24 protein-coding genes and 1 tRNA gene are annotated in these 26,886 nt (G+C 66.0%); 13 read left to right on the top strand and 12 right to left on the bottom strand.

What is annotated here, in order from left to right:
• Positions 1 to 78: 78 nt before the first annotated feature.
• A complete protein-coding gene (locus ACTJI5_RS05870) occupies positions 79 to 711 on the bottom strand; it encodes a LolA family protein (protein ID WP_440859832.1) in 633 nt (210 codons plus the stop codon).
• Positions 712 to 836: 125 nt separating this feature from the next.
• A complete protein-coding gene (locus tag ACTJI5_RS05865) occupies positions 837 to 3,155 on the bottom strand; it encodes a DNA translocase FtsK 4TM domain-containing protein (protein WP_440859678.1) in 2,319 nt (772 codons plus the stop codon).
• A gap of 124 nt (positions 3,156 to 3,279) precedes the next feature.
• Between ACTJI5_RS05865 and ACTJI5_RS05860 the strand changes: the two genes are divergently transcribed.
• Both ACTJI5_RS05860 and ACTJI5_RS05855 read left to right on the top strand, forming a co-directional pair.
• Positions 3,280 to 4,521 (top strand): FAD-dependent monooxygenase, encoded by a 1,242-nt coding sequence (locus ACTJI5_RS05860; protein WP_440859677.1) that lies wholly within the window; start codon positions 3,280 to 3,282, stop codon positions 4,519 to 4,521.
• Between the two features lie 97 nt (positions 4,522 to 4,618).
• On the top strand, positions 4,619 to 5,317 hold the full coding sequence (locus ACTJI5_RS05855) for a sigma factor (RefSeq protein ID WP_440859676.1): 699 nt from the start codon (positions 4,619 to 4,621) through the stop codon (positions 5,315 to 5,317).
• Between the two features lie 4 nt (positions 5,318 to 5,321).
• Here the strand turns inward: ACTJI5_RS05855 and ACTJI5_RS05850 are convergent, their stop codons facing one another.
• Both ACTJI5_RS05850 and ACTJI5_RS05845 read right to left on the bottom strand, forming a co-directional pair.
• Positions 5,322 to 5,972, bottom strand: coding sequence for an LON peptidase substrate-binding domain-containing protein (locus tag ACTJI5_RS05850; RefSeq protein WP_310250493.1), 651 nt, complete (start codon positions 5,970 to 5,972; stop codon positions 5,322 to 5,324).
• Entirely contained in the window at positions 5,972 to 6,883 is a 912-nt protein-coding gene (locus ACTJI5_RS05845) for a tetratricopeptide repeat protein (RefSeq protein ID WP_440859675.1), read from the bottom strand. The genes ACTJI5_RS05850 and ACTJI5_RS05845 overlap by 1 nt, the downstream gene beginning before the upstream one ends.
• A 191-nt stretch (positions 6,884 to 7,074) precedes the next feature.
• Here ACTJI5_RS05845 and ACTJI5_RS05840 point away from each other — a divergent pair.
• The 3 genes from ACTJI5_RS05840 to ACTJI5_RS05830 all read left to right on the top strand — a co-directional run bounded on the left by ACTJI5_RS05840 (position 7,075) and on the right by ACTJI5_RS05830 (position 8,909).
• Positions 7,075 to 7,149 (top strand) — tRNA-Gly (locus ACTJI5_RS05840).
• 393 nt (positions 7,150 to 7,542) lie between these two features.
• Positions 7,543 to 8,202 carry a helix-turn-helix domain-containing protein gene (locus ACTJI5_RS05835; RefSeq protein ID WP_440859674.1) on the top strand — a complete coding sequence of 220 codons (660 nt, stop codon included), beginning with the start codon at positions 7,543 to 7,545 and terminating at the stop codon, positions 8,200 to 8,202.
• Between the two features lie 71 nt (positions 8,203 to 8,273).
• Complete coding sequence (locus ACTJI5_RS05830; RefSeq protein WP_440859673.1) at positions 8,274 to 8,909, top strand: class I SAM-dependent methyltransferase; 636 nt, start codon at positions 8,274 to 8,276, stop codon at positions 8,907 to 8,909.
• Between the two features lie 12 nt (positions 8,910 to 8,921).
• Here the strand turns inward: ACTJI5_RS05830 and ACTJI5_RS05825 are convergent, their stop codons facing one another.
• The 8 genes from ACTJI5_RS05825 to ACTJI5_RS05790 all read right to left on the bottom strand — a co-directional run bounded on the left by ACTJI5_RS05825 (position 8,922) and on the right by ACTJI5_RS05790 (position 17,716).
• The gene (locus ACTJI5_RS05825) at positions 8,922 to 9,842 is read right to left on the bottom strand and encodes a cation diffusion facilitator family transporter (protein ID WP_440859672.1); all 921 of its coding nucleotides are present in this window, start codon (positions 9,840 to 9,842) and stop codon (positions 8,922 to 8,924) included.
• On the bottom strand, positions 9,826 to 13,035 hold the full coding sequence (locus tag ACTJI5_RS05820; RefSeq protein ID WP_440859671.1) for an efflux RND transporter permease subunit: 3,210 nt from the start codon (positions 13,033 to 13,035) through the stop codon (positions 9,826 to 9,828). The genes ACTJI5_RS05825 and ACTJI5_RS05820 overlap by 17 nt, the downstream gene beginning before the upstream one ends.
• Positions 13,036 to 13,038: 3 nt before the next feature.
• Positions 13,039 to 14,187: an efflux RND transporter periplasmic adaptor subunit gene (locus tag ACTJI5_RS05815; RefSeq protein ID WP_440859670.1), complete on the bottom strand. Its 1,149-nt coding sequence runs from the start codon at positions 14,185 to 14,187 to the stop codon at positions 13,039 to 13,041.
• A 4-nt stretch (positions 14,188 to 14,191) separates the two neighbouring features.
• Positions 14,192 to 15,463 carry a TolC family protein gene (locus tag ACTJI5_RS05810; protein ID WP_058538635.1) on the bottom strand — a complete coding sequence of 424 codons (1,272 nt, stop codon included), beginning with the start codon at positions 15,461 to 15,463 and terminating at the stop codon, positions 14,192 to 14,194.
• A 57-nt stretch (positions 15,464 to 15,520) separates the two neighbouring features.
• Positions 15,521 to 15,847: a hypothetical protein gene (locus ACTJI5_RS05805; protein WP_310250522.1), complete on the bottom strand. Its 327-nt coding sequence runs from the start codon at positions 15,845 to 15,847 to the stop codon at positions 15,521 to 15,523.
• A gap of 13 nt (positions 15,848 to 15,860) precedes the next feature.
• Positions 15,861 to 16,235, bottom strand: a complete 375-nt coding sequence (locus tag ACTJI5_RS05800) for a DUF3703 domain-containing protein (protein WP_440859669.1) — start codon at positions 16,233 to 16,235, stop codon at positions 15,861 to 15,863.
• A gap of 157 nt (positions 16,236 to 16,392) precedes the next feature.
• Positions 16,393 to 17,331, bottom strand: a complete 939-nt coding sequence (gene copD, locus ACTJI5_RS05795; RefSeq protein WP_440859668.1) for a copper homeostasis membrane protein CopD — start codon at positions 17,329 to 17,331, stop codon at positions 16,393 to 16,395.
• Positions 17,332 to 17,335: 4 nt separating this feature from the next.
• Positions 17,336 to 17,716 (bottom strand): copper resistance protein CopC, encoded by a 381-nt coding sequence (locus ACTJI5_RS05790; protein ID WP_058538638.1) that lies wholly within the window; start codon positions 17,714 to 17,716, stop codon positions 17,336 to 17,338.
• A gap of 150 nt (positions 17,717 to 17,866) precedes the next feature.
• Between ACTJI5_RS05790 and ACTJI5_RS05785 the strand changes: the two genes are divergently transcribed.
• The 8 genes from ACTJI5_RS05785 (at position 17,867) to ACTJI5_RS05750 (ending at position 26,876) form a co-directional block, all read left to right on the top strand.
• The gene (locus ACTJI5_RS05785; RefSeq protein ID WP_058538639.1) at positions 17,867 to 18,130 is read left to right on the top strand and encodes a hypothetical protein; all 264 of its coding nucleotides are present in this window, start codon (positions 17,867 to 17,869) and stop codon (positions 18,128 to 18,130) included.
• Positions 18,130 to 18,570 (top strand): periplasmic heavy metal sensor, encoded by a 441-nt coding sequence (locus tag ACTJI5_RS05780; protein ID WP_439513649.1) that lies wholly within the window; start codon positions 18,130 to 18,132, stop codon positions 18,568 to 18,570. Before ACTJI5_RS05785 ends, ACTJI5_RS05780 begins: the two co-directional genes overlap by 1 nt.
• Positions 18,567 to 19,151, top strand: coding sequence for an RNA polymerase sigma factor (locus ACTJI5_RS05775; protein ID WP_440859667.1), 585 nt, complete (start codon positions 18,567 to 18,569; stop codon positions 19,149 to 19,151). The genes ACTJI5_RS05780 and ACTJI5_RS05775 overlap by 4 nt, the downstream gene beginning before the upstream one ends.
• A 101-nt stretch (positions 19,152 to 19,252) precedes the next feature.
• Positions 19,253 to 21,049 (top strand): copper resistance system multicopper oxidase, encoded by a 1,797-nt coding sequence (locus ACTJI5_RS05770; protein WP_440859666.1) that lies wholly within the window; start codon positions 19,253 to 19,255, stop codon positions 21,047 to 21,049.
• Complete coding sequence (locus ACTJI5_RS05765; protein WP_440859665.1) at positions 21,046 to 22,209, top strand: copper resistance protein B; 1,164 nt, start codon at positions 21,046 to 21,048, stop codon at positions 22,207 to 22,209. The genes ACTJI5_RS05770 and ACTJI5_RS05765 overlap by 4 nt, the downstream gene beginning before the upstream one ends.
• Before the next feature lie 518 nt (positions 22,210 to 22,727).
• On the top strand, positions 22,728 to 25,430 hold the full coding sequence (locus ACTJI5_RS05760; RefSeq protein WP_440859664.1) for a TonB-dependent receptor domain-containing protein: 2,703 nt from the start codon (positions 22,728 to 22,730) through the stop codon (positions 25,428 to 25,430).
• 10 nt (positions 25,431 to 25,440) lie between these two features.
• The gene (locus ACTJI5_RS05755; RefSeq protein WP_440859663.1) at positions 25,441 to 26,145 is read left to right on the top strand and encodes a PepSY domain-containing protein; all 705 of its coding nucleotides are present in this window, start codon (positions 25,441 to 25,443) and stop codon (positions 26,143 to 26,145) included.
• Positions 26,142 to 26,876: a PepSY domain-containing protein gene (locus tag ACTJI5_RS05750; RefSeq protein ID WP_310250548.1), complete on the top strand. Its 735-nt coding sequence runs from the start codon at positions 26,142 to 26,144 to the stop codon at positions 26,874 to 26,876. Before ACTJI5_RS05755 ends, ACTJI5_RS05750 begins: the two co-directional genes overlap by 4 nt.
• Positions 26,877 to 26,886: the final 10 nt, after the last annotated feature.

Raw genomic sequence — 26,886 nt, 5'->3', positions numbered from 1 at the left:
CGGTTGGTCCGGAAAACGGCGCCGAATCCATTCGGGGCTCCGGCGCCGGCTGAAGAGGTCGTCAAAAGAGCGGGTGCGTCAGCCCGCGCGGCCGCGCTGCTTGGGCCGCGGGTCGGTCCATTTGAAGGCCGAGTCGGCGACCGCGACGTTGAATTTCTGGTTGGTGAGGTCGATCCGCGTCCGGTTGTTCTGCGAATCGAGCGCGACCCAGCCGCGAAGCCGCAGCCCGGCGGGCGCCGAGCCGTCGCGGACGAATACCATGGTGATCGTACCATATTCGGGGCGCTTGGGATCCTTGACCTCGACGCTCAGCACGTCGCCGCTGCCGGTGGGCAGGACCTTGGCATATTTGGTGAGATCGCGGTCGGGATCGAGCAGCGCGCCGAGCGGCGAATTCTTCACCGGCCAGCGCTGCACCTGCTTCACCTCATAGTCGATCATCGTCAGCGAACTGCCGTCGCCGACGATCAGCAACGGCACGTCTTTCTGATACTGGAAGCGAATCTTGCCGGGCCGTTTCAAGGTCAGCTTGCCGCTCAGCCGTTGGCCGTTGCGATCGGTCTGCACGAAATCGGCGGTCATCGAGCTTGTCGACTTGAGATGCGACTGCACCGACGACAGCGCGCTCGCCGATTGGGCGATTGCGGGCGCGCCAATGGCGAGGCCGGCGGCGGCCAGCGGCGCGAGCGCCCAGGCAGCAAGGCGGATCATATTCGTCTTCAGGGTCATCTGGCTCTCATTTTCAAACATGGTGGCCGGTCATCGCAGGCGGGCATTGAACCCGCGCTGAACCTCTCGTTAGACGCTGTTCAAGTCGTGAGGCCGTCAATGGTTCCTCATCTTTGCTGGCCGTACTGGTCGGTGAGCACGTCGCGGCGGCCGACATGGTTGGGCGGACTGACCAGCCCTTCCTCCTCCATCCGCTCGATCAGGCGCGCCGCGCTGTTGTACCCGATGCGCAATTGGCGCTGCAGCCAGCTTGTCGACGCCTTCTGGCTTTCGACGACGATCTGGCACGCCTTTGCGTACATGCGGTCTTCGGCGCTGTCGCCGCCCGCGGGGGCGCCCTCCATCGCGAAACCGCCGTCCTCGGGATCTTCGGTGACGCTCTCGATATAGTCGGGGCGGCCCTGGCCTTTCCAGTGATCGGCGACTGCGCGGACTTCGTCGTCGGACACGAACGGCCCGTGGATGCGCGTAATCTGCTTGCCGCCGGGGACATAGAGCATGTCGCCTTTGCCGAGCAGCTGTTCGGCGCCGGCTTCGCCGAGGATCGTGCGGCTGTCGATCTTCGACGTCACGTTGAAGCTGATGCGCGTCGGCAGGTTCGCCTTGATCACGCCGGTGATGACATCGACCGAGGGGCGCTGGGTCGCGAGGATCAAGTGGATGCCCGCCGCGCGCGCCTTTTGCGCGAGGCGCTGGATCAGGAACTCGACCTCCTTGCCCGCGGTCATCATCAAATCGGCGAGTTCGTCGACGACGACGACGATCTGCGGCAGCGGCGCGTAATCGAGCGTCTCTTCCTCATAGACCGGCTGGCCGGTGTCGGGATCGTAACCCGTCTGGACGCGGCGCCCGAGCGACTTGCCCTTGGCGAGCGCGCCGCGCACCTTGTCGTTGTAGCTCGCGAGGTTGCGCACCGACAGCGACGACATCATCCGGTAGCGATCCTCCATCTGCTCGACCGCCCATTTGAGCGCGCGGATCGCCTTTTTGGGCTCGGTCACGACGGGGGCAAGCAGGTGCGGAATATCGTCATAGACGCTGAGTTCCAGCATCTTGGGATCGATCATGATCATCTTCACCTGGTCGGGGCCCAGGCGATAAAGGAGTGAGAGGATCATCGCGTTGAGGCCGACCGACTTACCCGAACCCGTCGTACCCGCGATCAGCAGGTGCGGCATCGGGGCCAAGTCGGCGATCATCGCGTCGCCGCTGATATTCTTCCCCAGGATGATCGGCAGCGCGCCGGTCTGGTCCTGGAACAGCGCGCTGCCGATGATTTCGTGCAGCACCACCGATTCGCGATGCGCGTTGGGCAGTTCGATGCCGATCACGGTGCGGCCGGGGATCGGCGCGATGCGCGCCGACAGCGCCGACATGTTGCGCGCGATATCGTCGGCGAGGTTCGACACGCGGCTGGCTTTCGTGCCCGGCGCGGGCTCGAGTTCGTACATGGTGACGACGGGGCCGGGGCGGACCGCGGTGACGACGCCCTTGACCTGGAAATCCTCGAGTACCGATTCGAGCAGGCGCGCGTTGCGCTCGAGCCCCGCCTTGTCGATCTGCCCGGTCGGTCCCGGGGGGGGCGGCGCGAGCAGGTCGATCGACGGCAGCTGGTAATTGGTGAACAGCTCGGTCTGCGGCTTCGGCTTGGGTTTGGAGGGCGCCGTACGCTGCGCCGGGTCGGCGATCTCGGGCGGGGCGCGGTCGCTCGGCTCGGCAACCGCGCGCGGCCGCACGACCCGATCCTCGATCAGGCTCGGCGCCTTTACCTCGTCGCTTGGCATCCGCGCGGGTTCGATGACGCGGTTGCTGCCCTCGGCGGCGGGCAGCCTGAAGCGCGACGCCCAGCCCTTTTCGAGCCGCAACGCGCGCCACGCGAGCCACAGGCCAAGCCCGACAAGCAGCAGGATCGTCGCAAAGCGGATCAGCGCCGCCGCGGGTTCGCCCGCCTGCGCGAACAACGGCGCGACCGCGCCGCCGATCAGCAGCGCGATGATCCCGCCCCAGCCGGCGGGCATCGGCGCGTTCGTCGCCGGCGACCAGAGTTCGGCGCCCAGCCCGACGAGCAGGATGCCGATAAAGCTGTAGGCAAGCTGGCGCGGCCAATAGGGCTGCGCCTCGCCCGTCCACAACCGCCACGCGATGATGCCAAGCAGCGGCAGCAGCAGGACGATCGGCGCGCCGCCGATTGACAGGCCGAGGTCGGCGAACCAGGCGCCCGCAGCGCCCATCCAGTTGGCGGCGGTGCCGTGCGCGGCGGTGTTCAGCGCCGCGTCGGTGCTGTCATAGGTGACCAGCGCGAGGGTCAGGAAGAGCGTGAACAGGCCGAGCGCCACCGCCGCGGCGATCACCAGCGATCGCGCGATGCTTTGGCGGAAAACCGTGCGCCAATCGGCCTTTGCGGGTGCGGCCTTGCGGCTAGCCATGCTCTTTTCCGGTCCCTGTCAGTTAACCACGGCGATATGCGCATGGGGCGGACTCGGCGTCAAGCGCGGCCCAGCGCTCGCCCACAGCCTTTCCAACCGCCCTGCCGCACGCTAGGGCAACGGCATGAGTGAAACGCTGCGCAGCGATGTCCTGATTTCGGGTGGGGGCCTTGTCGGCCAGGCGCTCGCCCTTGCCCTTTCCCATCATGGCCTGTCGGTCCAGATCGTCGATCCCGCCGACCCGGTGACGACGATCGCGCCGGGGTTCGACGGCCGCGCCTCGGCGATTGCCAGCGCGACGTGGCAGATGTTCGAGGTGCTGGGGATCGCCGATCGCCTTGCCGGGCATGGCTGCCCGATCCGCGCCATCAAGGTGGGCGACGGCGCGCCCGACAGCGGCCGCGGCGGCGAACTCGACTTCGTCACCGCCGACGGCGACCCGCCGCTCGGCACGATGGTCGAGAATCGCCAACTCCGCCTCGCGCTTGCCGCTTTGCTCGCTGACGCGCCGCTCGTCCGCCTGCTGATGCCGGCACAGGTCGTGTCGCGCGAGATCGACGCGCATGGCGTCACGCTGACGCTCGCCGACGGCACAAAGCTCGCGGCGCCGCTGCTGATCGTCGCCGAGGGGCGCCGCTCGCCGACGCGCGATGCCGCGGGGTTCAGCATCGCCAACTGGTCGTACCATCATCATGCGATGATCGGCGCGGTCGCGCACGAAAAGCCGCACGGCCAGGTCGCGCACGAAATCTTCTATCCCTCAGGTCCGTTCGCGCTGCTGCCGCTCGTCGACGACGCGCAGGGACGCCACCGTTCGGCCTTCGTCTGGACGGTCGCCGAAAAGGACGGTCCCGGTTTCGCCAAGCTCGGCGAGCGCGGCTTCGTTGCCGAGCTGCAGAAGCGCGCGGGCGGGGTGCTCGGCGCGATGGAGCTCGTCGCACCGCGCATGACCTATCCGCTCGGCTTTCATCACAGCGCGTCGATCGTCGCCGACCGCATCGCGCTCGTCGGCGACGCCGCGCACGGCATCCACCCGATCGCGGGGCAGGGGCTCAACCTTGGTCTCCGCGACGTCGCGGCGCTCACCGAAGTGCTCGTCGAGGGGGCGCGACTCGGGCTCGACCTCGGCGATGCGGCGCTGCTCGCGCGCTATCAGCGCTGGCGCGGGCTCGACAATATGATGGTCAGCCTCGCGACCGACGGGCTGACGCGGCTGTTCGGTATCCCGGGTCGCACCGCCGCTGCGGTGCGACGCACCGGGCTCGGCGCGGTGCAGCGGATGCCGGTGCTCAAGCGGTTCTTCATGGACGAGGCGCGCGGCGAGGCGGGCGACCTGCCGCGCCTGCTCGCGGGCGCCGAAGTCTAGGTATTACTACCTAGGGCGCTGATAGCCCGCCACTAAGCATGACATCCTATCCCTGAGCGCGCGGCAACCACGCTGCGCACAGGATGGGGACCGGACCATGTCGGCAAAAAGCGACGCGCTCGAAGCAGCGGTGACGGACTATATTAAGGCGCGAACCGCGCTCGACGCGGCGCCGGGCGCGCGGACGCGGGCTTTGGCCGACCGCAGCTTCGCCCGGCTGTCAGCGCTCGCCGCGCCGCGTATCCGCTATTTCACGCGCAGCTATGGGCTGACCGATGTCGCCGAGGATGCCGCGCAAGTGTGCGCGATCGCGCTCCATCGCGCCGCCGAACGCTATGATCCGGCGCGCGCGCGTTTCACCACCTATGTGAACTGGCAATTCCGCGCCGAACTGCAGGCGCTGCGGCACCGGCTTCACGGCGACCAGCGTTGCGCCGGGCGACGGCATGTCACCGCGACGCTATCGCTCGACGCGTTGCAGGAGGAGGGCGCCGACGCGTGGCTGACTGATCCGGCCGCCGAAAACGCGACCGAGCAGGGCGCGGCGGACAATCTTGCCGCGCTTTTGGCCGACCGGTTGGTTGAGGAGTGGGCGAGCCGTCGCCGCGCCAGGCTGGGCGCATCGCGCGGCGATGAAAGCCGGCTGGCAACCCGGCTCGCCGCCGAAAAGAAACTCGTTCGGCACCATCTGATGGTGAGCGACGCGGCGGAACGGTTGCGCGAAAGCGACCGGCATGTCGTACGTCGGGCGCTCGCCGACATCGCCCAGCATGCGCCGGTACGCAAGCTCCACTAATACGCTATTGCAACGTGGCGCGGCCGTCGTCGCCGTCGAAACGGCCGAAAAATTGCATCAGCTGGACGACCAGTTCGGCGCGCGCGTCGATCGGCGTCGCTTCGAGCAGTGCCTGCTTCGCGGCGGCATCGAACGGCGCGACTTGCGCGATACCGTTGACGAGCGTCGCGTCGTCGAGCTGGCCGACCGAGTCCCAGTCGACGACATAGCCCTGCCGCGCCGCGAAGCGTTTCGCCTCGCGTTCGAGGCTCGCGCGCTCGATGCTTGCGAGCACTGCTTCGTCCTCGGCTTCGAGTTCGATCTCGGCCTCGACCTGCCGGAACGGCGTCGTGACGTCGAGCTCGCGGCGGACGCGAAAGCGCGCGACGCCTTCGAGGACGAGGTTGAAGCGCCCCTCGTCGAGCGCCTCGACGTCGACGATGCGCCCGACGCAGCCGACGTCATAGAGCGCCGGCGGTTCGCGATCCTCTTCGCCGGGCAGCTGGCGCGGCTGGATCATTCCGATCTGCCGGTCGCGCGCGAGCACTTCCTGCACCATCGCCGAATAGCGCGGCTCGAAAATGTGCAGCGGCAGGTGCAGCCCGGGAAACAGCACCGCGCCGGTGAGCGGAAAGATCGCGATCCGCTGGATAGTCAAAGGCGCGGTTTCGCCCATCAGCCGAACAGAATCAGCGACAGGCGCCGCCGCTGCGCGGCCACCCATGCATCCTCGAGGCCGACGGCTTCGAATAGCGAGAGCAGCTTGGCGCGCGCGGCATCCTCGTTCCATTCGCGGTCGGCGGCGACGATATGGAGCAGATTGTCGGAGGCGGCATCGCGCTGGCCGGCACCGATCTGGGCGCTCGCAAGGTCGAAGCGCGCCTGATGGTCACCGGGATTCGCGGCGACCGCGGCCTCGAAGGCGGCGAGCTCGCCCGCATCGGGGGCGTCGGCCGCCAGCGCGAGCGCGCTTTTCGCCTGCGCGATCGCGGGGTCTTCGCCGATCTCGGCCGGCACCATGTCGAGCGCGGCCTGCGCGCCTTCGATATCGCCCGCGAGCACAAGCGCACGAATCAGCCCGCCATGCGCCGGGGCATTGTCGGGTGCCATGTCGAGAATCTGCGCAAAGATGCTTGCGGCGCGCGGACCGTCGCCTTCGGCCAGAACGCTTTCGCCCATTTCGATCAGCGGCGCGATCTCGACCGCGCGGGCGGTCGCCTCGCTCTCGATCGGGAGCTGCGCGAGCAGCTGGTCGAGAATCGCCTTCAGCTGGCTTTCGGTGCGCGCGTTGGTCAGGTTCGCGACCGGCTGACCCTGAAAGATCGCATAGACGGTCGGGATCGACTGGACCTGGAACTGGCCGGCGATGAAGCGATTCGCGTCGACGTCGACCTTGACCAGCACAACGCCCTTGTCGGCATAATCCGCGGCGACTTTTTCGAGCACGGGGCCGAGCTGCTTGCACGGGCCGCACCATTCGGCCCAGAAATCGAGGATGACGAGGCTGGTCATCGAGGGTTCGACGACGTCGCGGCGGAAGGCTTCGACGGCTTCCTTTTCGGTGGGATTCAGACCGAGCGTGGCCACGCAGATATGCTCCTGTTTTGATTTGCCGTCGCTTCTGCGCCGGCGGAAAGACTCTTGCCCCGCTTATGTGGGATTTGCGGGCGATATGCCAACCCTTCGGAGAAAATGCACAATCAGGGGTTGCCGAGTCAAAAAGCCGGTGCTAATCGCCCGCCTCACCCGCTGGAACCGACCGGTTTCCAGCCGCCAGAGCGGGCGTAGCTCAGGGGTAGAGCACAACCTTGCCAAGGTTGGGGTCGAGGGTTCGAATCCCTTCGCCCGCTCCAGTTTTCTTCATAAAATCAGTGATTTAGTGAAGGCGCGGATTGCGTCGTCACTGGTGGCAAGCCTGTGGGGACGGCGCTTTGTCTCCATATTGTCACCAGCTCCAGGCGAGGATCCGGACAGGTCGGCGGTATCTTGCGTAGTGCCGACACGGGGCTGCCAGCGGCGGTGCGTCCCCGCGGGAGCCGCTTGTTCCGGACGGGGCGCAAGGAGAGCGAGAAGGATTCCGGACTTCCGGGACGGACAATGGCTGGGAGAGGCTCCAGGCGCTCGTCGCGGAGATCGGCCATGATCCTGTTCGAATTATCCCGTCCGCCGAGACAATCGACGAATGACGGCGCCGGATCGCCGAGGTAGCCTACCCGTCGATGGCGAAGAATTTCTGGCAGGGCGCCTTGCGCATCGAGGGCGAGACGGCCTGGTGGTCGGGCACGATCGGCGATGCGATTCCCCATCGTCATTTTGCGGCCCAGGCGGTTTTCGCGGACTCGCCCGTGCGAGCCATCGGAAGCGACGGCCGCGAAATTTCGGGCACCTGCCTGTTGATCGAACCCAACGCCCGGCACCAACTGCTCCCGTCCGCCGGTGCGGATATCTGTTTTGTCGAACCGACCGCCGGTTTCGGTCCGCCCGACACGTTGCGGGATCGCATCGAAGCAGACCGGTTTCAGATCGTGCCGGGCGCTGCGACGCGTTCCTTCTGGCAGGACTGGATGATGCGCGCCCCGCGGCGAAGCATCGATACGCGCATCTCGGACATGACTGCGACGATCGAACGGCGCCTCCCGCTCGGCGCGGTTCGTCTGTTCGATGTCGCCGCCGGGACCCGGCTTTCGGTCGGCCGGCTCCGGCACCTGTTCGCTTCCGAGATTGGCATGCCGTTCCAACGCTATATCCTGTGGCGGCGCCTGAGCGCGGCGTTCGAGGGGCTGCTGGCAGGATCGAACATCACCGAGGCGGCCCATGCAGCCGGCTTTGCCGACGCCGCGCATTTTGCCCGGACGATCAAGGCCATGTTCGGCATCCGCGCCAGCGACATCATTCTGGAGCGATAGCCGCATCGTTCAAGCGTGCCGGTCCCCGCGGGACTAGTTTCCCGATTATGACAGACACAAATCGAGATTTCGTGCCCGCGCTGGGCAAGGCGGGCAATATCGAGCGATACGATGCTGTGCTCGCCTTGATGACGCGCGAAAAGAGGTGGCGGGGCGCGCTGGTGAAGCTCGTCGCTCCGGCGGCCGGCGAGACGATCGTCGATATCGGATGCGGCACCGGAACGCTTGCAATAGCGCTCAAGGCGGCGACCCCGACCAGCATTATCTTGGGCGTCGATCCCGATCCGGATATACTCGACATCGCCCGGAGAAAGGCAGAAGAGGCGGATGCGGACATCCTCTGGTTCGAGGCGATGGGCGATGCGCTCGATCAAATCGGCCCGCTCCAGCAATGCGACAAGATCGTTTCGAGCCTTGTGCTCCATCAATGCCCGATGGACGTGAAGGAAGCGATCGTCGGTCAGATGTGGCGGCTGCTGAAACCGGGCGGCGGGCTCTACATCGCCGACTATGGCGAGCAACGCTCGCTCCTGATGCGAACTTTGTTCCGGCAGGTTCAGATGATCGATGGCTTTGAGCTTACCGAGCCGAATGCGCGGGGCTGCGTCCCCGAAATCCTGCACGACGCGGGTTTTCGCGATGTCGAGGAAGTCCGGGCCATCCAGACCCCGACGGGATCGATCTCCCTTTATCGGGCGGAGCGCTAGCTCGCGCCGCGGCTAGTCATGCTCCGGCTCGGCGCATTGCTCGCTGGCGGATTCCATCTGCAATGTTGCGTGCGAGATTTCGAATGCGTCGTGCAACGCTTCCGAAACCGCCAGCCGAACGGCGTCCGCTTCACGTCCCGGCGTCAGGACCACATGTGCCGTCAGGCTCATATCGCGGCCAGCGATGGACCAGAGATGGAGGTCGTGGACTTCGGCCACACCCTCGACAGCTGCGATGCTTGCGCGCACCGCCCCAAGATCGACGCCGCGCGGAACGCCTTGCAGCAGGATATTGGTGGTGTCGCGCAGAAGAATCCACGTCCGCGGCAGCACCCAGAGGCCGATCGCGATGGCGACGATCGGGTCGACCCAGCTCCAGCCGGTGAAATAGATCAGGATCGCGGCCCCGATGACCCCGAGCGAACCGAGCATATCGGCCCAGACCTCGAGATAGGCGCCCTTGACGTTGAGGCTCTCGTCCTTGCCGCCCGAAAGCATTCGCATCGATACAAGATTGATGATGAGCCCTGCGGCGGCAACCGCCAGCATGCCGAGCGACTGGACCTCCTGCGGCTCGACGAAACGCTTGATCCCTTCGTAGAGAATATAAGCGGCAACCGCGAAGAGCAGCAGGGCATTGAACGCTGCGGCGAGGATTTCGAAGCGGCGGTAGCCATAGGTTCGCTTGACGTCGGCGGGGCGGCGACCGATGCGGATCGCGGCCAGCGCAATCGCGAGCGCGGCCGCATCGGTGAACATATGCGCCGCATCGGAGAGCAGGGCGAGGCTGTTGAACAGCCACGCCCCCACCAGTTCGGCGAGGAGAAATGTGCCCGTCAGCGCCAGCGCGATCGTCAGGTTCCGGCTGTTCGCGCCCGCCATATGGTCGTGCCCGGAATGGCCGCCCTCTTCTTGACTATGCGAATGCGCCATCGTCGATCCTTTCGTCCTTCTGCGCGCGTCCGCCTCCATAACGCGCGTAGAGGGTCGGAAGTACGAAGAGAGTGAGCAAGGTGGCCGAGATCAGCCCCCCGATCACCACCGTTGCGAGCGGTTTCTGCACCTCGGCGCCGGCGCCGGTCGCTAGCGCCATCGGCACGAATCCGAGACTTGCGACAAGCGCGGTCATCACCACGGGACGCAGGCGCATGAGCGCGCCTTGCCGCGCGGCTTCCGCCCGCGCCATGCCCGAGCGCATCAGCTCCTGGATCGACGACACCATCACGAGCCCGTTGAGCACCGCGATACCCGACAGCGCGATGAACCCGACTGCTGCCGAGATCGAGAAATCCATGCCGCGCAGGAACAGAGCGAGCACGCCGCCGATCAGCGCCAGTGGCACCCCGGTGAACACGATCGCCGCGTCGCGCGGCGAACGAAGCGCGCCGTAGAGCAGCAGCAGGATCAGGATGAAACACGCCGGGATGACGAGCAGGAGCCGATCGCGAGCGGAGGCCAGATTCTCGAACTGGCCGCCCCATTCGAGGTAGCTGCCCGCGGGTAAGCGGACATCCTTCGCGATACCTGCCTTGGCATCGGCGACGACGTCGGAAATCGCGCGGCCGCGAACATTGGCCTGGACGACGATGCGCCGCTTGCCATTTTCGCGACTGATCTGGTTGGGTCCATCGACGACGCGGATGTCGGCGACGCTGGCGAGCGGCACGAAAGAGCCGCCGGGAACGCGGACCTGCACCTGTTCGAGCACCGAGAGGTCCGAGCGCTGCGCGTCCGACAGCCGGACGACCACGGGGAAGCGGCGGTCGCCCTCGAAGATCGTGCCGGCCTGGCGGCCGCCGATCGTCGCGGTTACGACGTCCTGCACATCCTGTGCGGTGACGCCGAGCCGCGCCATCGCCTCGCGGTTCGCCCGAATATCGAGCATCGAGAGACCTTCGGTTTCTTCGACACGCACATCGGTCGCGCCATCGGTCTTCCGCAAGATCGCGGCGATTTCCTGCGCGGTCCGGTTCATGGCGTCGAAGTCGTCGCCATAGACTTTGACGGCAATGTCGCCACGTACGCCTGCGATGAGCTCGTTGAAGCGCATCTGGATCGGCTGGGTGATCTCATAGGCATTGCCCGGAATCTTGTTCAGCTCCTTTTCCAGCCGTTCGACCAGTTCGGCCTTGGGCAGGCTGGGGTCGGGCCACTCCTTTCGGGGTTTCAGGATCACGAAATTGTCGGTCGCATTGGGGGGCATCGGATCGGATGCGAGGTCTGCCGTTCCTGTCTTCGAAAAGACGATGTCGATCTCGGGCTGCTTCGAGAGCATCCGTTCGATCGGAACCTGCATCGCCTGGCTCTGCTGGACCGAGGTCGAGGGAACGCGGAACGCCTGGATAAGCAGGTCGCCCTCGTCGAGCTGGGGCAGGAACACCTGGCCGAGCGAGAAGAAGGCAAGGATCGCGACGACGAACCCGCCGATTCCGGCGCCGAGCGTGACCTTGGGTTTGCTCATCGCCCGGTCGAGGCCGGGTTCGTAGCGCTGCTTGAGCCAGGTCATGATTCGGCCCTCCTTCTCCTCGACGCGCTTGGAGAGCCAGATGGCGATCGCGGCCGGCACGAAGGTCAGCGAGAGGATGAAAGCGAAGCCGAGCGCAATGATCACGGTCAACGCCATCGGAATGAAGGTCTTGCCTTCGACACCGCTCAAGGTGAGCAAAGGCACATAGACGAGGATGATGATCGCCTGGCCATAGACCGAGGGGCGCACCATCTCGCGCGCCGCGGCTGCGACCGAAGCAAGTCTCTCCTGAAGCGTAAGGATCCGCCCCTCGCGGTGCTGGAACTCGGCCATGCGGCGAAGCGCATTTTCGACGATGATGACGGCGCCATCGACGATGAGGCCGAAGTCGAGTGCGCCGAGGCTCATCAGGTTCGCCGACACGCCCGCGCGCAGCATACCGAAGCTCGTGAGGAGCATGGTGATCGGGATGACGAGCGCCGCGATCAGCGCCGCGCGGAAATTGCCGAGCAGCAGGAAGAGCACGACGATAACAAGCAGCGCGCCCTCGGTCAGATTCTTGCCGACCGTCCAGATCGTCGAATTGACGAGCTTGGTGCGATCGAGAACCGGTTCGATGACGACGTCGGGCGGGAGCGACGCGTTGGTCGCATCGAGCCGGTCGGCAACCGCGGTCGCGACGGCCCGGCTGTTCTCGCCGATGCGCATGATCGCGGTGCCGACGACGACCTCGGTGCCATTCTCCGATGCCGAGCCCATGCGCACGGCTTGGCCGGTGCGGACGCTTGCCACCTGGTCGAGTGTGATCGGCACGCCCGACCGCGTCGCGACCACGACCCGCGACAGCTCGGCGGTATCGCGAATGAGCGCATCGGAGCGGACGGCAAGCCCTTCGCCGTTGCGTTCGACGACCCCGCCGCCGACGCTTGTGTTGTTGCGTTCGAGTGCTTCGGCAAGATCGGTGAGGCTGAGGTCGAGCGCCGCCAGCCTCTGCACATCGGGCACCACCATATATTGCTTCGAATAACCGCCGATCGCATCGATCCCGGCGACGCCCGGGACGGTGCGGAGCAGCGGCGTGACGATCCAGTCCTGCGCGGTGCGAAGATAGGTGGCTTTGTCCGCCTCGGTGACGAGGCGTTCACCCTCGGGTGTTACATAGCTGCCGTCGGGTTGGAGGCCGGGTTCGCCGGGCTTGTGCACATCATCCTTGCGGTGCGCGAGACGCACCGTCCACATATAGACTTCGCCGAGCCCCGTCGCGATCGGACCCATCTCAGGCCGGACGCCGTCGGGCATGGTTTCGGTCGCTTCATTGAGGCGTTCGCCCACCTGCTGGCGCGCAAAATAGATGTCGGTCCCATCGGTGAAAACGGCGGTGACCTGTGCGAAACCGTTGCGGCTCAGCGAGCGTGTATATTCAAGCCCTGGAATCCCCGCGAGGGCAGTCTCGATCGGGAAGGCGACCTGCTTCTCGACAAGTTCGGGTGAAAGCGCGGGCGCGCGGACGTTGATCTGGATCTGGTTGTTGGTGATGTCGGGAACCGCGTCGATCGGCAGGCGCGACAGCGCGAAGGCTCCGATGACGGCGGCGATGGCGGTGAGCAGGACGACAAGCCAGCGCTTCTCGACCGCCCAGGTAACGGTGCGGGCGATCATGGCTTAATCCTCATGGCCTGCTTCGCCCTTGCCGATTTCCGACTTGAGCGCGAAGCTGTTGGTGATGGCGATCTGTTCGGTGCCTTTCAGTCCCGAGCGTATGATCACATTGGCGCCGGCGCGGTCGCCCAGCACGACCGGAACGACCTTAAAACCCTCTTTGGTGCGAACGAACACGACACTCTTGCCTTCGACGGTCTGGATCGCGGTCGAGGGAGCGCTGATCGATGCATCGCCGTCGGCGCCAGCGAGCGCGACCGAGGCGGTCACCGCTTCGCCGACGCGCCATTGTCCGGCGCGATTATCGAGGATCGCGATCGCGGGCACGAGCTTCGTGGCCGGATCGAGCGCGGGCGAGACGAAGCTGATCTTGCCGGTCGCCTGGCGTCCGGGCGCGCTGACCGAAACGATAGCGCCCGGGCGGATGCGTCCTGCGTCCGCGGGCTGAAGGTTCAGCGACAGCGAAACGCGCGACAGGTTCGCGATGCGGTAAAGCTCGGCGTCGGCGGCGACGGTCTGTCCGAGAACGACGCTGCGCGCGATCACCTGCCCCGAGATCGGCGCGGCAATCGCGATCCGGTTGAGCTGGCCGCCGCCGCCGCCCGCTGCCGATAGCTGTTGCTGGGCGAGCTGATAGGCGATCCGCGCCTCGGTCGCGGCGGTTCGCGCCGCAATGACATCCTGCTCGGGCGACACGCGCTGCGCGAACAGCCGTTCCTCGCGGGCGAGATGGGAGTTGGCGAGCGCGAGACGCGCGCGCGTGGCCTGCACCTCGCCCTGGAGCTGCGCTGCCTCGCGGCTTTCGATGATCGCGAGCGTCTGTCCCCGGCCGATGGTCTGCCCGAGATTGCGATTGAGGGCGACGACGCGCCCGCCGATCGCGGCCGACACGGCCTGGGTTGCTTGCGGATCGCCTTCGATCGTCGCCGGCAATTGCAGGGCGCCGGCGCTGCCGACCGTCGGGCGACCGAGGGCGATCCCGGCGATCTTGACCTGTTCGTTCGTGAGCGCGATTTTTCCTTCGTCGGCATGGCCGGCCTCTTCCTCGCCATGCTCGTCGGCGGGCTTGGCGCTCTCGCCGCCGCCGCACGCCGCGAGGAGGAATGGCAGTGTCGCGGCGAGCAGCAGCTTTCGGCTGATGTTGATGGTCATGGCGTCAATTTCCTTCGAGGGGCGCGGGAGCCGTGAGGCGTTCCAACCGGGCCTTGGCAAGTTGATAGGAGGCGAGCGCTTCGATCGACGCGACCCGCATCTCGGTCAGCGTCCGTTCGGCATCGAGCAGGTCGAGCTGCCCGAATTTGCCCTCGCGGTAGCCGATGCGCGCGATCCGGGCCGCTTCCATCGCTGCCGAGAGGGCGGGGCCGCTCGCGACCCGCGCCGCCGCTGCCGCATTGGCGGCCTCTACCTCGGCATCGCTGATCGCCTGCTCGACGTCGAGCGCTGTGACACGGCGCTGCGCGTCGGCGCGCCGCCGCTCGGCATTCGCCTGATCGACCGCCGCGCGTCCGTTGTTGAACAGCGGCAGCGGCACCGAGACGCTGAACACCGCCGCCACGTCGTTGGTCGCCTCGAGTCGGCGAACCCCCGGCCCAACCGTGACGTCGGGCACGCGCTGCGAGCGTGCCAGCTGGACGCCGGCATCGGCTGCCCGGAGATCGGCGTCGGACGCCGCCAACGCGAGCGTGCCCGACGCCGAAACAGGGCGGGGTGGGCCCGTCGTTCCGTTTCCGGGTCCGCCGAGCACCGCTATGTCGAGCGGGCCGGCGACCGGACGTCCGACGCGCCGCGCGAGGTTGGCACGGGCGGCATCGGCGAGGCGCCGCGCCTTGTCGGCTTCGGCTTCCGCGGTCAGGCGCGCGACTTCGGCGCGCTCCTGTTCGAGCGGCGATGCGCGCCCTGCCTGCACCCGGATTGTCGCGGCACGCGCGGTGTCGCCCGCGATACGATACTGGTCCTCGGCAATCGCGACCCGCACTTCGGCCGCGGAGGCCTGGATATAGAGTTCGGTCACTTGCAGCCTTATGTCCGCCCGGGCGATCGCTTGGGCGATTTGCGCGCGGTGCGTCGCTGCATCGGCAACCGCGACGCGCGCTTGCCGCTTGCCGCCGAGTTCGAGCGGGATCGCGACGCTTGCCGTCACGTCGGCGCCATTGATGCCATTATAGGGCCCGGTGCCGACGAAATTCTCGACTTCGACCGAAAGCGCGGGATTGGGCCGGAGCCCCGCCGCGCGGCGCGCGGCGTTCGCGGCATCGACGTCCGCCGCCGCGGCTTCGGCCGCGGGCGCGCTGCCGCCCGCGAGCGCGACGGCCTCGCCGAGCGTCAGAAGCGGACCCGATATCTGGCGGCTTTCGGTGCCGGCCTCCTGTGCGTGCGCGATTGCGACGCACGATGTGGCTGCCACCAGGGCAGCAACGAACCTGAACATAAAGATTCCATCCTCGGTTGATCGGAGAGATCGCCGCATAAAAAGCGGCGAGCGTGCTCAGATCGCGAGGAGCGGCGGATCGAGTAGCGGGGGCAGGACGCGCGAAGCGAGCTGGGTCACGGGCGCGGCAAAAAGCGGCGCGCGGGCTGGTTGCGCTGGGGTGTCGGTCGACGTGGCCTTGAGGTCCGGCGCGACAGGGCAATGATGATGCCCGCCATGCACGAGCGTCGATGCGGGATTCGGCCTGTCCTGTTCGCCGTCGCCGGCCGACAGGTGAAAGGCGGTTTCGCTTGCCGTGAAATGTGCCGACGCCGGTTCGGCGACGTGCATGCTGCAAAGCAGCACCCCGATGATCATCAGCAGTCGCATGAACGCATTCGGCATGGCCGTTCCCTTATCAGCGCGAAACCGGTTTGTCGTGTGGCGAAATCATCTTGGCGAGATCGGGCGGCACCGGCATTGGACGGAAGGCGCTGATCCGTGCGCGGCCGGTGTTGCCGACGGGCAGCCTTCCGGTTAGCGATCCCAGCGGGACGAGGGCGAGCCGCAGCAGCTGGCCGGCCGCCTCGCGCCAGTCGCGAAGGGCAATCGCAAAACCGAGCATGTGCCAGTGCGCAGACAGGTGAAGCGCGAGGAAGGGCTGCGCGACGATGTGCGCGCGTCCGATGGCGTTCCAGGCGGTGGGATGGTCGCCGTCGCGGCGCGCGGCACGATATTGTGTCATCTCGGCCGCGATCAGGGCGGCCGCGTCCCGACGGTTCAACATGCTCATGCGACTATCCCTTCGCTCGATTCGCTGCCCTTATGCACCCTGTAGCTACTACAGGGTCAAGCCTGCCGATCGATCGACACGGCCGGACGCATTTTCCGATTGGCGCCATGCTACCGACTTGTCGCGACCGCGATGTTGAAGCGCCGGCGGGTGCCGGTCACGCGAGGTTGAAGGGCTCCAGCATGCCGAACCATGCGACGAGCGCGAGGATTGCGAGACCCGCCAGGGCTTCGAGGACCAGGCTGCGGCGCATCGCGCGCGCGGCGCTGGCAGGATCGGTATCGGGTTCGTCGCATGCGCGCCCGAGCGCGGGGGTGAGGCGCCAGCGGTTGGCGGCGGCGAGCGCCAGCATCGCGGCGAACAGGAGGAGCTTTATCGCGAGAAGCTGACCATAGGGCGAGGCGATCGACCGCCCGATATTCGCGGCCCCGACGATCATCTGGCCGTTCACCAGTCCGGTCGCCGCGATCAGGAGCACGCACAATGTCCCCATCGGCGCGAACCGGTCGAGGCTTCGGGCCGTCATCGCGAGACGGCCTTTTGCGGCCGGTTCGCCCGGACGGAGCATCAGGAGGAAGCCGGCAATCGCGCCCAGCCAGATCGCGGCGGCAATCATATGGAGTGCGTCGCTTGCCCGGTGAATCCATCCGGCGGTGCCTTCGCTCGCGCCGGCATGGCCCGACCAGACCAGCGTCGCCAGCGCGACGGCTCCGGCGACGGCGACGATCATTGTCGCCGCGACCGGGCTGCGGGCGATACGGAAAGCGGCGACCGCGGTGACAAGCAGGGCTGCCATGCGCACGAGCCAGGCGACGCCGACATCGGTCTCGTCCACGAGCGCGACGACCATTGCCGGGTCGATGGCGAAGATCCCGACCCCCTGCATGCTGGCGGTCAGGACCGCCATGCCCATGAGCGAAAGGAACAGCGCCGCGGCGCAGAGCCACGGCAGCGGCCGGGAGAGGATCGATCCCAGTTCGGGATCCCGTCGCTCGCCAGGCTCCAGCGCATGGAGCGGGAAAGCGGCGAGTCCCGTGATGAGCATCAGGACAGCGAACAGCGCGAACCGGATACCCATCAGCAGGAGATCGGCCACGGCCTTATTTCACCGTGAAGCTGAATTCGCTTCCCATGCGGTGCGTATCGGCGCCCGCTGCCGACCATGTGACCTTGTAGGTGCCGGGGACGAGCGCGCGCTTGGCGGTGAGCGTCAGCGACTTGCCGTCCTTGCCCATCGTCGACGTCGCGGGAATCTTCATCGGTGCGTGATTGGCCATGCCCGGCATGCCGGTCATCACCAGCTCCGCTTTCACGGTCGAGGCGATCAGCTTTTCGTTGAAGCGCAGGTTGACCGAGGTCACCTTCGAGGCGGTCGCATTCGCGGCCGGGGTCGAGCCCACCAGCTTGGTATGCGCGCCCGCCGCGACGGGCGTCAGAAGCAGCGCGAGGGCGGCGGTTGCAGCGGGGAGAAATGACTTCATTATAAAAACCTCCAAATCCGGGTCTGTCCTGCTAAATACGCAAGGCGGCGGCACAGCCCTCGGAATTTCAACAAGACTTTGTTGGACTATTTCTGAGGGGTGATGCGATCGTCCGCGTATGCTGTTTGGAAGGACTGGCGGGAAAGGCCGATGGACGAACTCCGGATTTTGAATGAAGCGCCCGTCCCGGCGGCGCTCGAAACGCTCGACGAGCGTGTGCTGTCCGCGCTCGCGGGTCGGCAGCGCGAGGCGTCGGCGGTGCGACGCATGATGGCGATTGCCGCTTTCGTTTCGCTGGGTGGTGGCTTCGTTGTCGGCAGCGCCGTCGTTCCGCCCGCCGTTGCCGCGAGCCCGATCACGCCGCTCATTCCGGCCAGTCCGCTGGCGCCCTCGACCTTGCTGGATTCGCGTTGATGACGTCGTCGCGCCGTTTGCTGCTCTTCGGTCTGGTCGCGTTCGTCGCAGCACTCGCTGGCGTGCTCGCCGGACGCCTCGTCGTCGAGGCGCCGCGTGCCAGCGAAACCGAACTCCACGCGCTTCTCCATCGCGAGCTGAAGCTTTCACCCGCGCAGCAGGTGAAGCTCGACAAGATCGAGGCGAAATTCGCGACCCGGCGCGATGCGCTCGAACTCGACATGCGCGCCGCCAATATCCGGCTCGCGCAGGCGATCGAGGCCGAACATGGCTATGGACCGCGCGTTACCGAGGCGATCGACGAGACCCACCGGGTGATGGGCGAGCTGCAGAAGGAAACGCTCCAGCATCTGTTCGCGATGCGCGTCGTTCTCGATCGCGAGCAGGCCGCGATGTTCGACAAGAGCGTGGTCCGGGCGCTGACCGCCGATGCGCGGTGAGCCTCGACCTTGCGCAATGTAGCGACCGCGAGCTCGCCGCGCTGGCAAGCGCCGGTCAACAGCAGGTCTATCGGGAATTGTTGCGACGCTACAAGCCGCCAGTCTTTCGCCTGATCCGCGCGAATATTGGCGATCCGGACGAGGCAATGGATTTGACGCAGGAAACCTTTGTTGCCGGCTTTGCGGCGCTCGGCCGCTATGATGCGGACCGGCCTTTCCGGATATGGATCGCCCGGATCGCGCTCAACAAGTGTCGCGACTGGGCGCGGCGCCGCGCGGTCCGGTCCTTCTTCGCTCGCGCCTTGCCGCTCGAAAGCGCGCATGATGTCGCGAGCGACGGCCCGGCGCCCGATGCCGAAGCGGCCGATCGGGCCGAACTCGTCCGCGTCCGCGCCGCCATGGCCCGCCTCGCACCCAATTTGCGCGAGGTTCTGGTGCTTCGCGGCGTCGAGGAACTGAGCCAGGCGGAAACCGCCGAACTCCTCCAGACCAGCGAGAAGGCGGTCGAGATGCGGCTCTACCGCGCCCGCGCGAAATTGAAGGCGCTGCTCGGCGAGACGGTCGCGCGCGGGACAGGCTGAAGGCAGAAGCACGGCCCACCCCGCAATTTCGTCCGAAGGGGTGAGGGGCGGGCGAGCGTGCCGCGTATGACTATAGAGACAAGGCAATATCCGGGAATTTTATGAAGATAGACAGGCGTCGTTTCGTGACGGGAGCATTGGGCGGCGGAACCGTGGCCGCGCTTGCTCCCTGGTTTCCGGCCTGGGCGCAGTCGGTATCTCCCGGCATCGTCGCGCCGCTGCCGACGGTGTCGGGCAATGACATCAGCCTTCGCATCGCGCGTCAGACGATGCGGGTCGACGGCAAGCTCAGCCGCGCGATCGGGATCAACGGCACCGTGCCCGCGCCGCTCGTGCGCCTGAAGGAAGGCCAGACGGCCCGGCTCACCGTCATCAACGACCTCGATGAGGACAGCTCGATCCATTGGCACGGGCTGATCCTGCCGTTCCACATGGACGGCGTGCCCGGCGTCAGCTTCCCCGGGATCAAGCCGCGATCGCGCTTCGTCTACGAGTTTCCCGTCGTCCAGTCGGGAACCTATTGGTATCACAGCCATTCGGGGCTTCAGGAACAGCTTGGTCATTACGGCCCGATCGTCATCGATCCCGCCGGCGCCGATCCGATCGGTTATGATCGCGAGCATGTCGTCGTCCTCTCGGACCATAGCCAATTGTCGCCCGAGGCGATCTTCCGAAAGCTCAAGGTCAACCCGGGCCATTTCAACATGCAGCGCCAGACGCTGTCCGGGCTGCTCGCCGGCAAGGACCAGTCGCTGAAGGAACGTGTCGAGTGGGGCGCGATGCGGATGGATCCGGCCGATGTCGCGGACGTCAGCGGATCGACCTATAGCTTCCTCGTCAACGGGCATGGTCCGCGCGACAATTGGACCGCGCTGTTCCACCCCGGCGAGCGTGTGCGGCTGCGGATCGTCAACGCCTCAGCGATGACGATCTTCAATGTCCGCATCCCGGGTCTCAGGATGACCGTCGTCCAGGCCGACGGGCTCAACGTCGTGCCGACCGAGATCGACGAATTCCAGATCGCGGTCGCCGAAACCTATGACGTCATCGTCACGCCGGTCGAGGACCGCGCCTACACGCTGGTGGCCGAGGCAAACGACCGTTCGGGCATGGGTCGCGCGACGCTCGCGCCGCGCGCCGGCATGGCCGCCGAGGTGCCGCCGCTCCGCGAACGCCCTCTGGCGACGATGAAGGATATGGGGATGGGCGCGATGGCGGCGGGCGGCGGTGACGCGGCGTGCGCGCCCGAACATGCCGCGATGGGCCATTGCACGCCTGCGCCCGCCGAGGATCATAGCGCCCACGGCGCGGCGGGCGGGGCAGCTGGCGGCGCGGCCATGCAGCACAGCATGCGCGACTTCAGCGTCGCGCCGCAGGTCAAGCGCGACCCGAGCGTCCAGACGATCTCGCCGATGCCCACCGACCGCATGGGCGAGCCGGGGCAGGGGCTCGAGGATGTCGGGCACAAAGTGCTGACCTATCACGATCTTGTCGCGCTCGAACGCAATCCCGACGTGCGCGCCGCCTCGCGCTCGCTCGACATCCACCTCACCGGCAACATGGAACGCTTCATGTGGTCGTTCGACGGCGTGAAGATGTCGGACTATCACGAACCGATCCCCTTCATCGAGGGCGAGCGGGTCCGGATCAACCTCATCAACGATTCGATGATGAGCCATCCGATCCACCTGCACGGCCACTTCTTCGAACTGGTCACGGGCAAGGGCGATCGCTCGCCGCGCAAGCATACGGTGCTCGTCCAACCGGGCGGCACCGCCAGCTTCGACTTCACCGCCGACGCGCTCGGCGACTGGGCATTCCACTGTCACCTTCTCTATCATATGCACGCGGGGATGATGCGTGTCGTTAGCGTTCGCCCGAAGGGGGACGCGGCATGACCCGGATCGCGCTCCTGCTCGCAGGCATTGCGCCGCTCGCCTTCGCCGCCCCCGCGGCCGCCCAGTCGATGGATCATTCGATGCACGGAACGGCGCCGACGCCGGCACCCAAGCCTGCGCCCGCCCCCGCGACCACCGGCGACGCGCCGGCTGAGCCGATGGATCATGGTGCCATGCAGGATATGGGGCCCCCGGTCGAAGCCCTTGGCTGCGCGCCCGAACATGCGGCGATGGGCCATTGCACGCTCGAGCCCGAGCCCATGAACAAGAGCGGACGCTCAATGGACGCGATGGACCATGGCGCGATGTCGCCGTCCGATCCCGACTGCCCGCCCGAGCATGCGAGCATGGGCCATTGCACGCCGAAGGCCGCGGGCACGATGGAAGCCAAGAGCGGCGCCAGCGGCACCGATTTGCCCCCAGGCGACGCCACCGCGCCCGCGCCGCCGTCCGACTGGTATGCCGACCGCGTCTATCCGAGCGCTGAAATGGAACATTCGCGCCACGAGATGATGATGGAAAATGGCGGACAGACCATCGGCTTCATCAGCCTCAACCTTGCCGAATATCAGGCGCGCAAGGGCGGCGACGGTCTGCGCTGGGAAGGCGAAGCCTGGTATGGCGGCGACATCAACCGGCTCACGCTCAAAAGTGAAGGCGAGACCGTCTTCGGCGAGGGCATTGAAACCGTCGAGACCCAGGTTCTCTACAGCCGCGCGATCGGACCCTATTTCAACGCGCAGGCGGGCATCAGGCAGGATTTCGGACAGAGCCCCGACCGCACCTATGCCACGGTCGGTTTCGAAGGGCTCGCGCCCTATTGGTTCGAGGTCGAGGGCGCGTTCTTCCTGTCGAACAAGGGCGATCTGCACGCCCGGCTGGGCGGCTATTATGATCAGCGGATCACCCAGAGGCTGATCCTCCAGCCGATGACCGAGATCAATTTTGCGCTGCAGGACGTGCCCGAGATCGGGGTTGGCTCGGGGTTGTCCGACGTCGAGCTCGGGCTTCGCCTGCGCTACGAGATCGTCAGGGAGTTCGCGCCCTATGTCGGTGTCGAATGGGCGCGCAAGGTGGGCGATACCGCGCGCTTTGCCCGCGCGGCGGGCGAGGATCCGAGCGGGGTCAGCTTCGTCATGGGGATACGCGCCTGGTTTTGAGCTGCGGCGGGCTGCGCATCGGGAGGAGGCACATCGTGATGCACTCCTATCGCCGCCTTGCGCTCCAGGCTTTGGCAGGCGACGCCGCTATCTAGCTGGTGATCATCGCCCGACCCGGCGCGAGCCCGGCCCGGCCGAAGGCAGCGGAATCTCGCGCCGCCGCTCCTTCGCGAACGACCAAAGCGATGAAGGGACTCGCGGTTCCGGCATCCCGCACGATTCGCCGGGGATGGAAATGCCCGATGGGAGCAGGAACGCCTCCGACGTGGCGGCCTTCGGCGGCGAGGGTCAGTCTTTGGTTTTTACGGCCTGGCCGACACCCGGCACGCATCGCCGTCCGCATTCAAAAAAATGTCATTCGGCGTGAGGGGTAGATGCTTCGGATGCGTATTATATCGACCGGCTGCGCACTGCCGATGCGCATCTAAGATATTGATCTTCAACGTAATTTTTTGTTGACCTGTATATACATTTGATGCTCTCTGAGGTGGGTAACGCAACCAGAAGGGGGTTTCGCGATGAAGATCAGGACAGTTTTGCTCGCCGGCGCAGCGGCTTGTGCGGGCATTTCCGCGCCAGCATTCGCGCAGGCCGAGTCGGCACCCGAGACGGGCGCTGAAGGCGCGACCAGCGGCAGCGATATCGTTGTGACCGGGTCGCGCATTCGCCGCCAGGATCTCGCCGGGGTCGGACCGGCGACCGTGGTATCCGCCGAGCAGATCGAAAATACCGGTGTCGTCAATATCGAGACGGTGCTGCAGCGCTTGCCCGCCAACGCCGGCTTCGCGGGCAACCAGACCTCGGCCTATTGGGCGAACAATGGATATGGGACGGCGCAGGTGAACCTGCGCGGTCTCGGCATCAAGCGCACCCTCGTCCTGCTCAACGGCCGCCGCCTCGTCGCGGGCGGCACCGGGGCGAACTCCTCGCCCGACCTCAACATGATTCCCGTCGCGGCGCTCGCACGCACCGATGTGCTCAAGGACGGCGCCTCGGCGATCTACGGCGCCGACGCGATGGCGGGCGTCGTCAACCTCGTGACCCGCACCGACTATGAAGGTCTTGGCCTCAGCGTGCGTCAGGGTATCACCGAAAAGGGCGACGGGTCGGACTTTACCGCCGACCTCCTCTGGGGCGTCCGCAATGATCGCGGCGGCTTCATGGCGGCAGTCACCTATCAGAAGACCAAGGCGGTCAACATGGCGAGCCGCGCGCCCTGCTCGCTGGCGGAAACCACGCCCGGCATGCTGAGCTGCGTCAACAGCGCCTCGACGATCGGCGGCCGCGCGGTGCTGCCGAACGGGCAGCAGATCAACTTCAATCAGGTGCTGGGCGGCAACGGCAATTTCTTCGAGCCGTACAGCGCGGCGAAGCATAATTTCAACTCGAACCCGTTCCTCAACGCGGTTAGCCCCGTCGAGCGCGTCAGCACGGCCTTCTTCGCCGACTATGATTTGACCGACGATATCGAGGCGTTCGGCGAATTCCTTTACACCTTCCGCAAGTCGAACCAGATCGCGACGCCCGGAACGCTGCGAAATCTTTCGATCGCGGCGAGCAATCCCACCAATCCGACGGGGCAGAATATCGTCCTCATCCAGCGCCGCCTCGCCGAGCCCGGCCCGCGCCAGTTTTTTCAGGAAACCGACACCTGGCAGGGCACCTTCGGCCTCCGCGGCAAGCTCTCGAACAATTGGGGATGGGAAATCGCCGGCGCGTTCGGTCGCAACACCGCGGTCGACGGTTCGACGAACATCGCCAATCTCGAGCGTGTCCGCAACACGATCGACACGACCAAGTGCAGCCTCGCCGCCGGTGCGACGATCCCGTGCGCCGACTATCTCGGTTTTGGCGACCTGACGCCGCAGGTTCTCGACTATATTCTCTTCACCTCGCGCGACCGCGGCGGCAATGAGCTCGCGACGGTCACTGCCGATATCAACGGCGACCTGTTCAAGCTGCCCGCGGGACCCGTCTCGTTCGCGGCGGGTGTGGTCTATCGCAAGGAAAAGGGCTGGCGCGATCCCGATCCGCTGACCGTGCTCGGCATCGCCAACACCAACCAGCAGAGCCCGATTTCCGGAACCAGCACCGCCAAGGAAGCTTATCTCGAGCTGTCGGTGCCGATCCTTGCCGATACGCCCTTCTTTCAGGCGCTGACGGCGGGCGGCGCGGTCCGCTATTCGAACTATGATCTGTTTGGCAGCGACTGGAACTACAAGGGCAGCCTCGACTGGGTCATCAACGACAGCTTCCGCCTGCGCGGTACCTATGGCACCGGTTTTCGCATTCCGAACGTCCCCGAATTGTTCGGCGGCGTGTCCGAAGGCAATCTGACGACGACCGATCCGTGCTCGCGCTATTCGACCAGCGGCAATGCCGGGCTGATCGCCAATTGTCAGGCGTCGGGCGTGCCGGCAAACTATGTCCAGCTCGGCACGACGATCCTCACCACCGTCGGCGGCAACGAGAATCTGAAACCCGAAAGTTCGACCACCTGGACGGTCGGGACGGTCGTTTCGCCTAAGGGGCTGATCCCGGGCCTGTCGCTCACCGCCGACTGGTTCGACATCAAGATCAAGGACGCGATCCGCGCGATTCCGGGCTCGACGAAGCTCGCCATCTGCTACGCGAGTACGAACCTGGCGCATCCGTTCTGCGATGATTTCACGCGCAGCCCGCTGACCGGCGAAGTGACATTCCTCTCCGCACAGCCGATCAATACCGGCCGCGAGGAGATGAACGGGCTCGATCTCGGCCTCGTATATGCGGGCGGCATCGGCAGCGTGAATATCTCGCTCGACGTCAACCTGACGTATCTCAACAAATATGTCGTCCTGCCCTTTCCGGGCGGCGCGCCGATCGACTTCGACGGCTTTATCGGCGGCGGCAATGGTGGTTATCCGAAGTGGCGCGGCTATGGCGTGCTGACCGCTGAAAAGGATGGTGTCAGCGCGACCTGGTCGACGCAGTGGGTCGGCAAGGCGACCGACTTCAATGCGGCACCCGGCGAAATCGGCTACAGCACGCCCAATGTCTTCTACCACAATCTCCAGGTCGCTTTCGAAATCGACGAGAAGACTCGCTTCCAGGTCGGTGTCGACAATCTTTTCGATCGCAAGGCGCCCTATATCCAGAGCTTCACCGATGCGAACACCGACACGATGACCTATGACCTGCTCGGACGGCGTTTCTACGTCGGCTTCCGGACGGCTTTCTGAGGGTATCGACATGGCGATCCGTTGGCCTCTGCTCGTCCGGCGAACGCACAAATGGCTGGCCCTGGTGGTCGGCGTCCAGGCTCTGCTCTGGACGCTGACCGGCTTCTACATGGTGGTCGTGCATATCGACACCATCCATGGCGACCATCTCGTGCGCGCGCCGATGACCCAATCATTCGACTTGGCGGGCCTGGCGCCGCCGTCGCGGATCGTTGCGGCCGCGCCCGGTGCGTCCGAGGTTCGCTTGCAGCGGTTCTTCGATCGCCCCGTCTGGCGCGCAGAAACTCCCGAGGGGGCGCGGCTGTTCGATGCCCGCTCGGGTGCGCCGCTGCCTGCGCTTACCGAGTCCCAGGTCCGCGCGCAGGCGCGGCGCATCTACACCGGCGACGGCAAGATCGTGTCGGTACGCCTGCTGACCAAGGCGCCGCAGGAAATGCAGTCGCGGGAGCCGCCCTACTGGCAGGTCGAGTTCGAGGGCTGGAACCGCCCGACGCTCTACCTCTCGCCGCAGACGGGCGAGCTGATTTCGCGGCGCCACGCACTCTGGCGCGTCTTCGACTTCGCCTGGATGTTGCACATCATGGATTATGACGAGCGGACCGACGTCAACAATCCGCTGCTTCGCGTCGCGACATGGAGCGCCTTTGCCATGGCGCTCACGGGGGCCTGGCTGCTGATCTGGTCTTTCAAGCGCCGCAAAGGGAAGAAGGCATGAAGAAGATACGCCTGACGCCGCTATTTTTCCGGCGCATCCACAAATGGGTCGGCCTGATCCTCGGACTTCAATTCCTGCTCTGGGCCCTGAGCGGCTCGGTGATGGCGCTGCTCGACAAGGACAAGGTCGGCGGGCACGGCGGCGGCATGTCACACGCGCACCCGCTGCCGGCCGGCGAATATTTCGACGTTGCGGCGCTGCCGCGCCACGAACCCGTCACCGGGATCGTTCTGCGCGATCTCGGCGCGCGCCCGATCTATGAACTTCGCACGACCAAGGGCACGCGCCTCGTCGATGCGACGAGCGGCGAGACGGTCCATGTCGACGAGCAGATGGCGCGCGACATCGCATCGATGATGAACGAGGCGCCGATCCGTAAGGTGAGCGTGCTCGCGAAGCCCAACCTCGAATCGCGCGATCATGAAGGCGCGATGTGGCGGGTCGACTTCGCCGATGCCGAGAATAGCAGCGCCTATGTCTCGCTCGACACCGCGCGCTTTCTTGTCATGCGCGGCGACACATGGCGGACCTGGGATTTCTTCTGGATGCTCCACAATATGGACTATGTGAACCGGAAGAGCTTCAACCACCCGCTGATCATCTTCGTCGCCTTCGGCGCGTTATGGCTCTCGGGCACCGGCTTCTACCTGCTGTTCAAGAGTTTCAGCCGCGCCGACTTTCGCTGGCTGCGCCGACGCCGCAAACCCGTCGTCACCCGCAGCGCGGCCTGACCTGCCCGCG

Origin of the sequence: Sphingopyxis sp. 22461, from assembly GCF_052044915.1 — a bacterium.
In the GTDB taxonomy this organism is placed as follows: Bacteria; Pseudomonadota; Alphaproteobacteria; order Sphingomonadales; family Sphingomonadaceae; genus Sphingopyxis.
The sequence above is the reverse complement of the archived record's forward strand: the minus strand, read 5'-3'. Positions and strand labels throughout refer to the sequence as shown.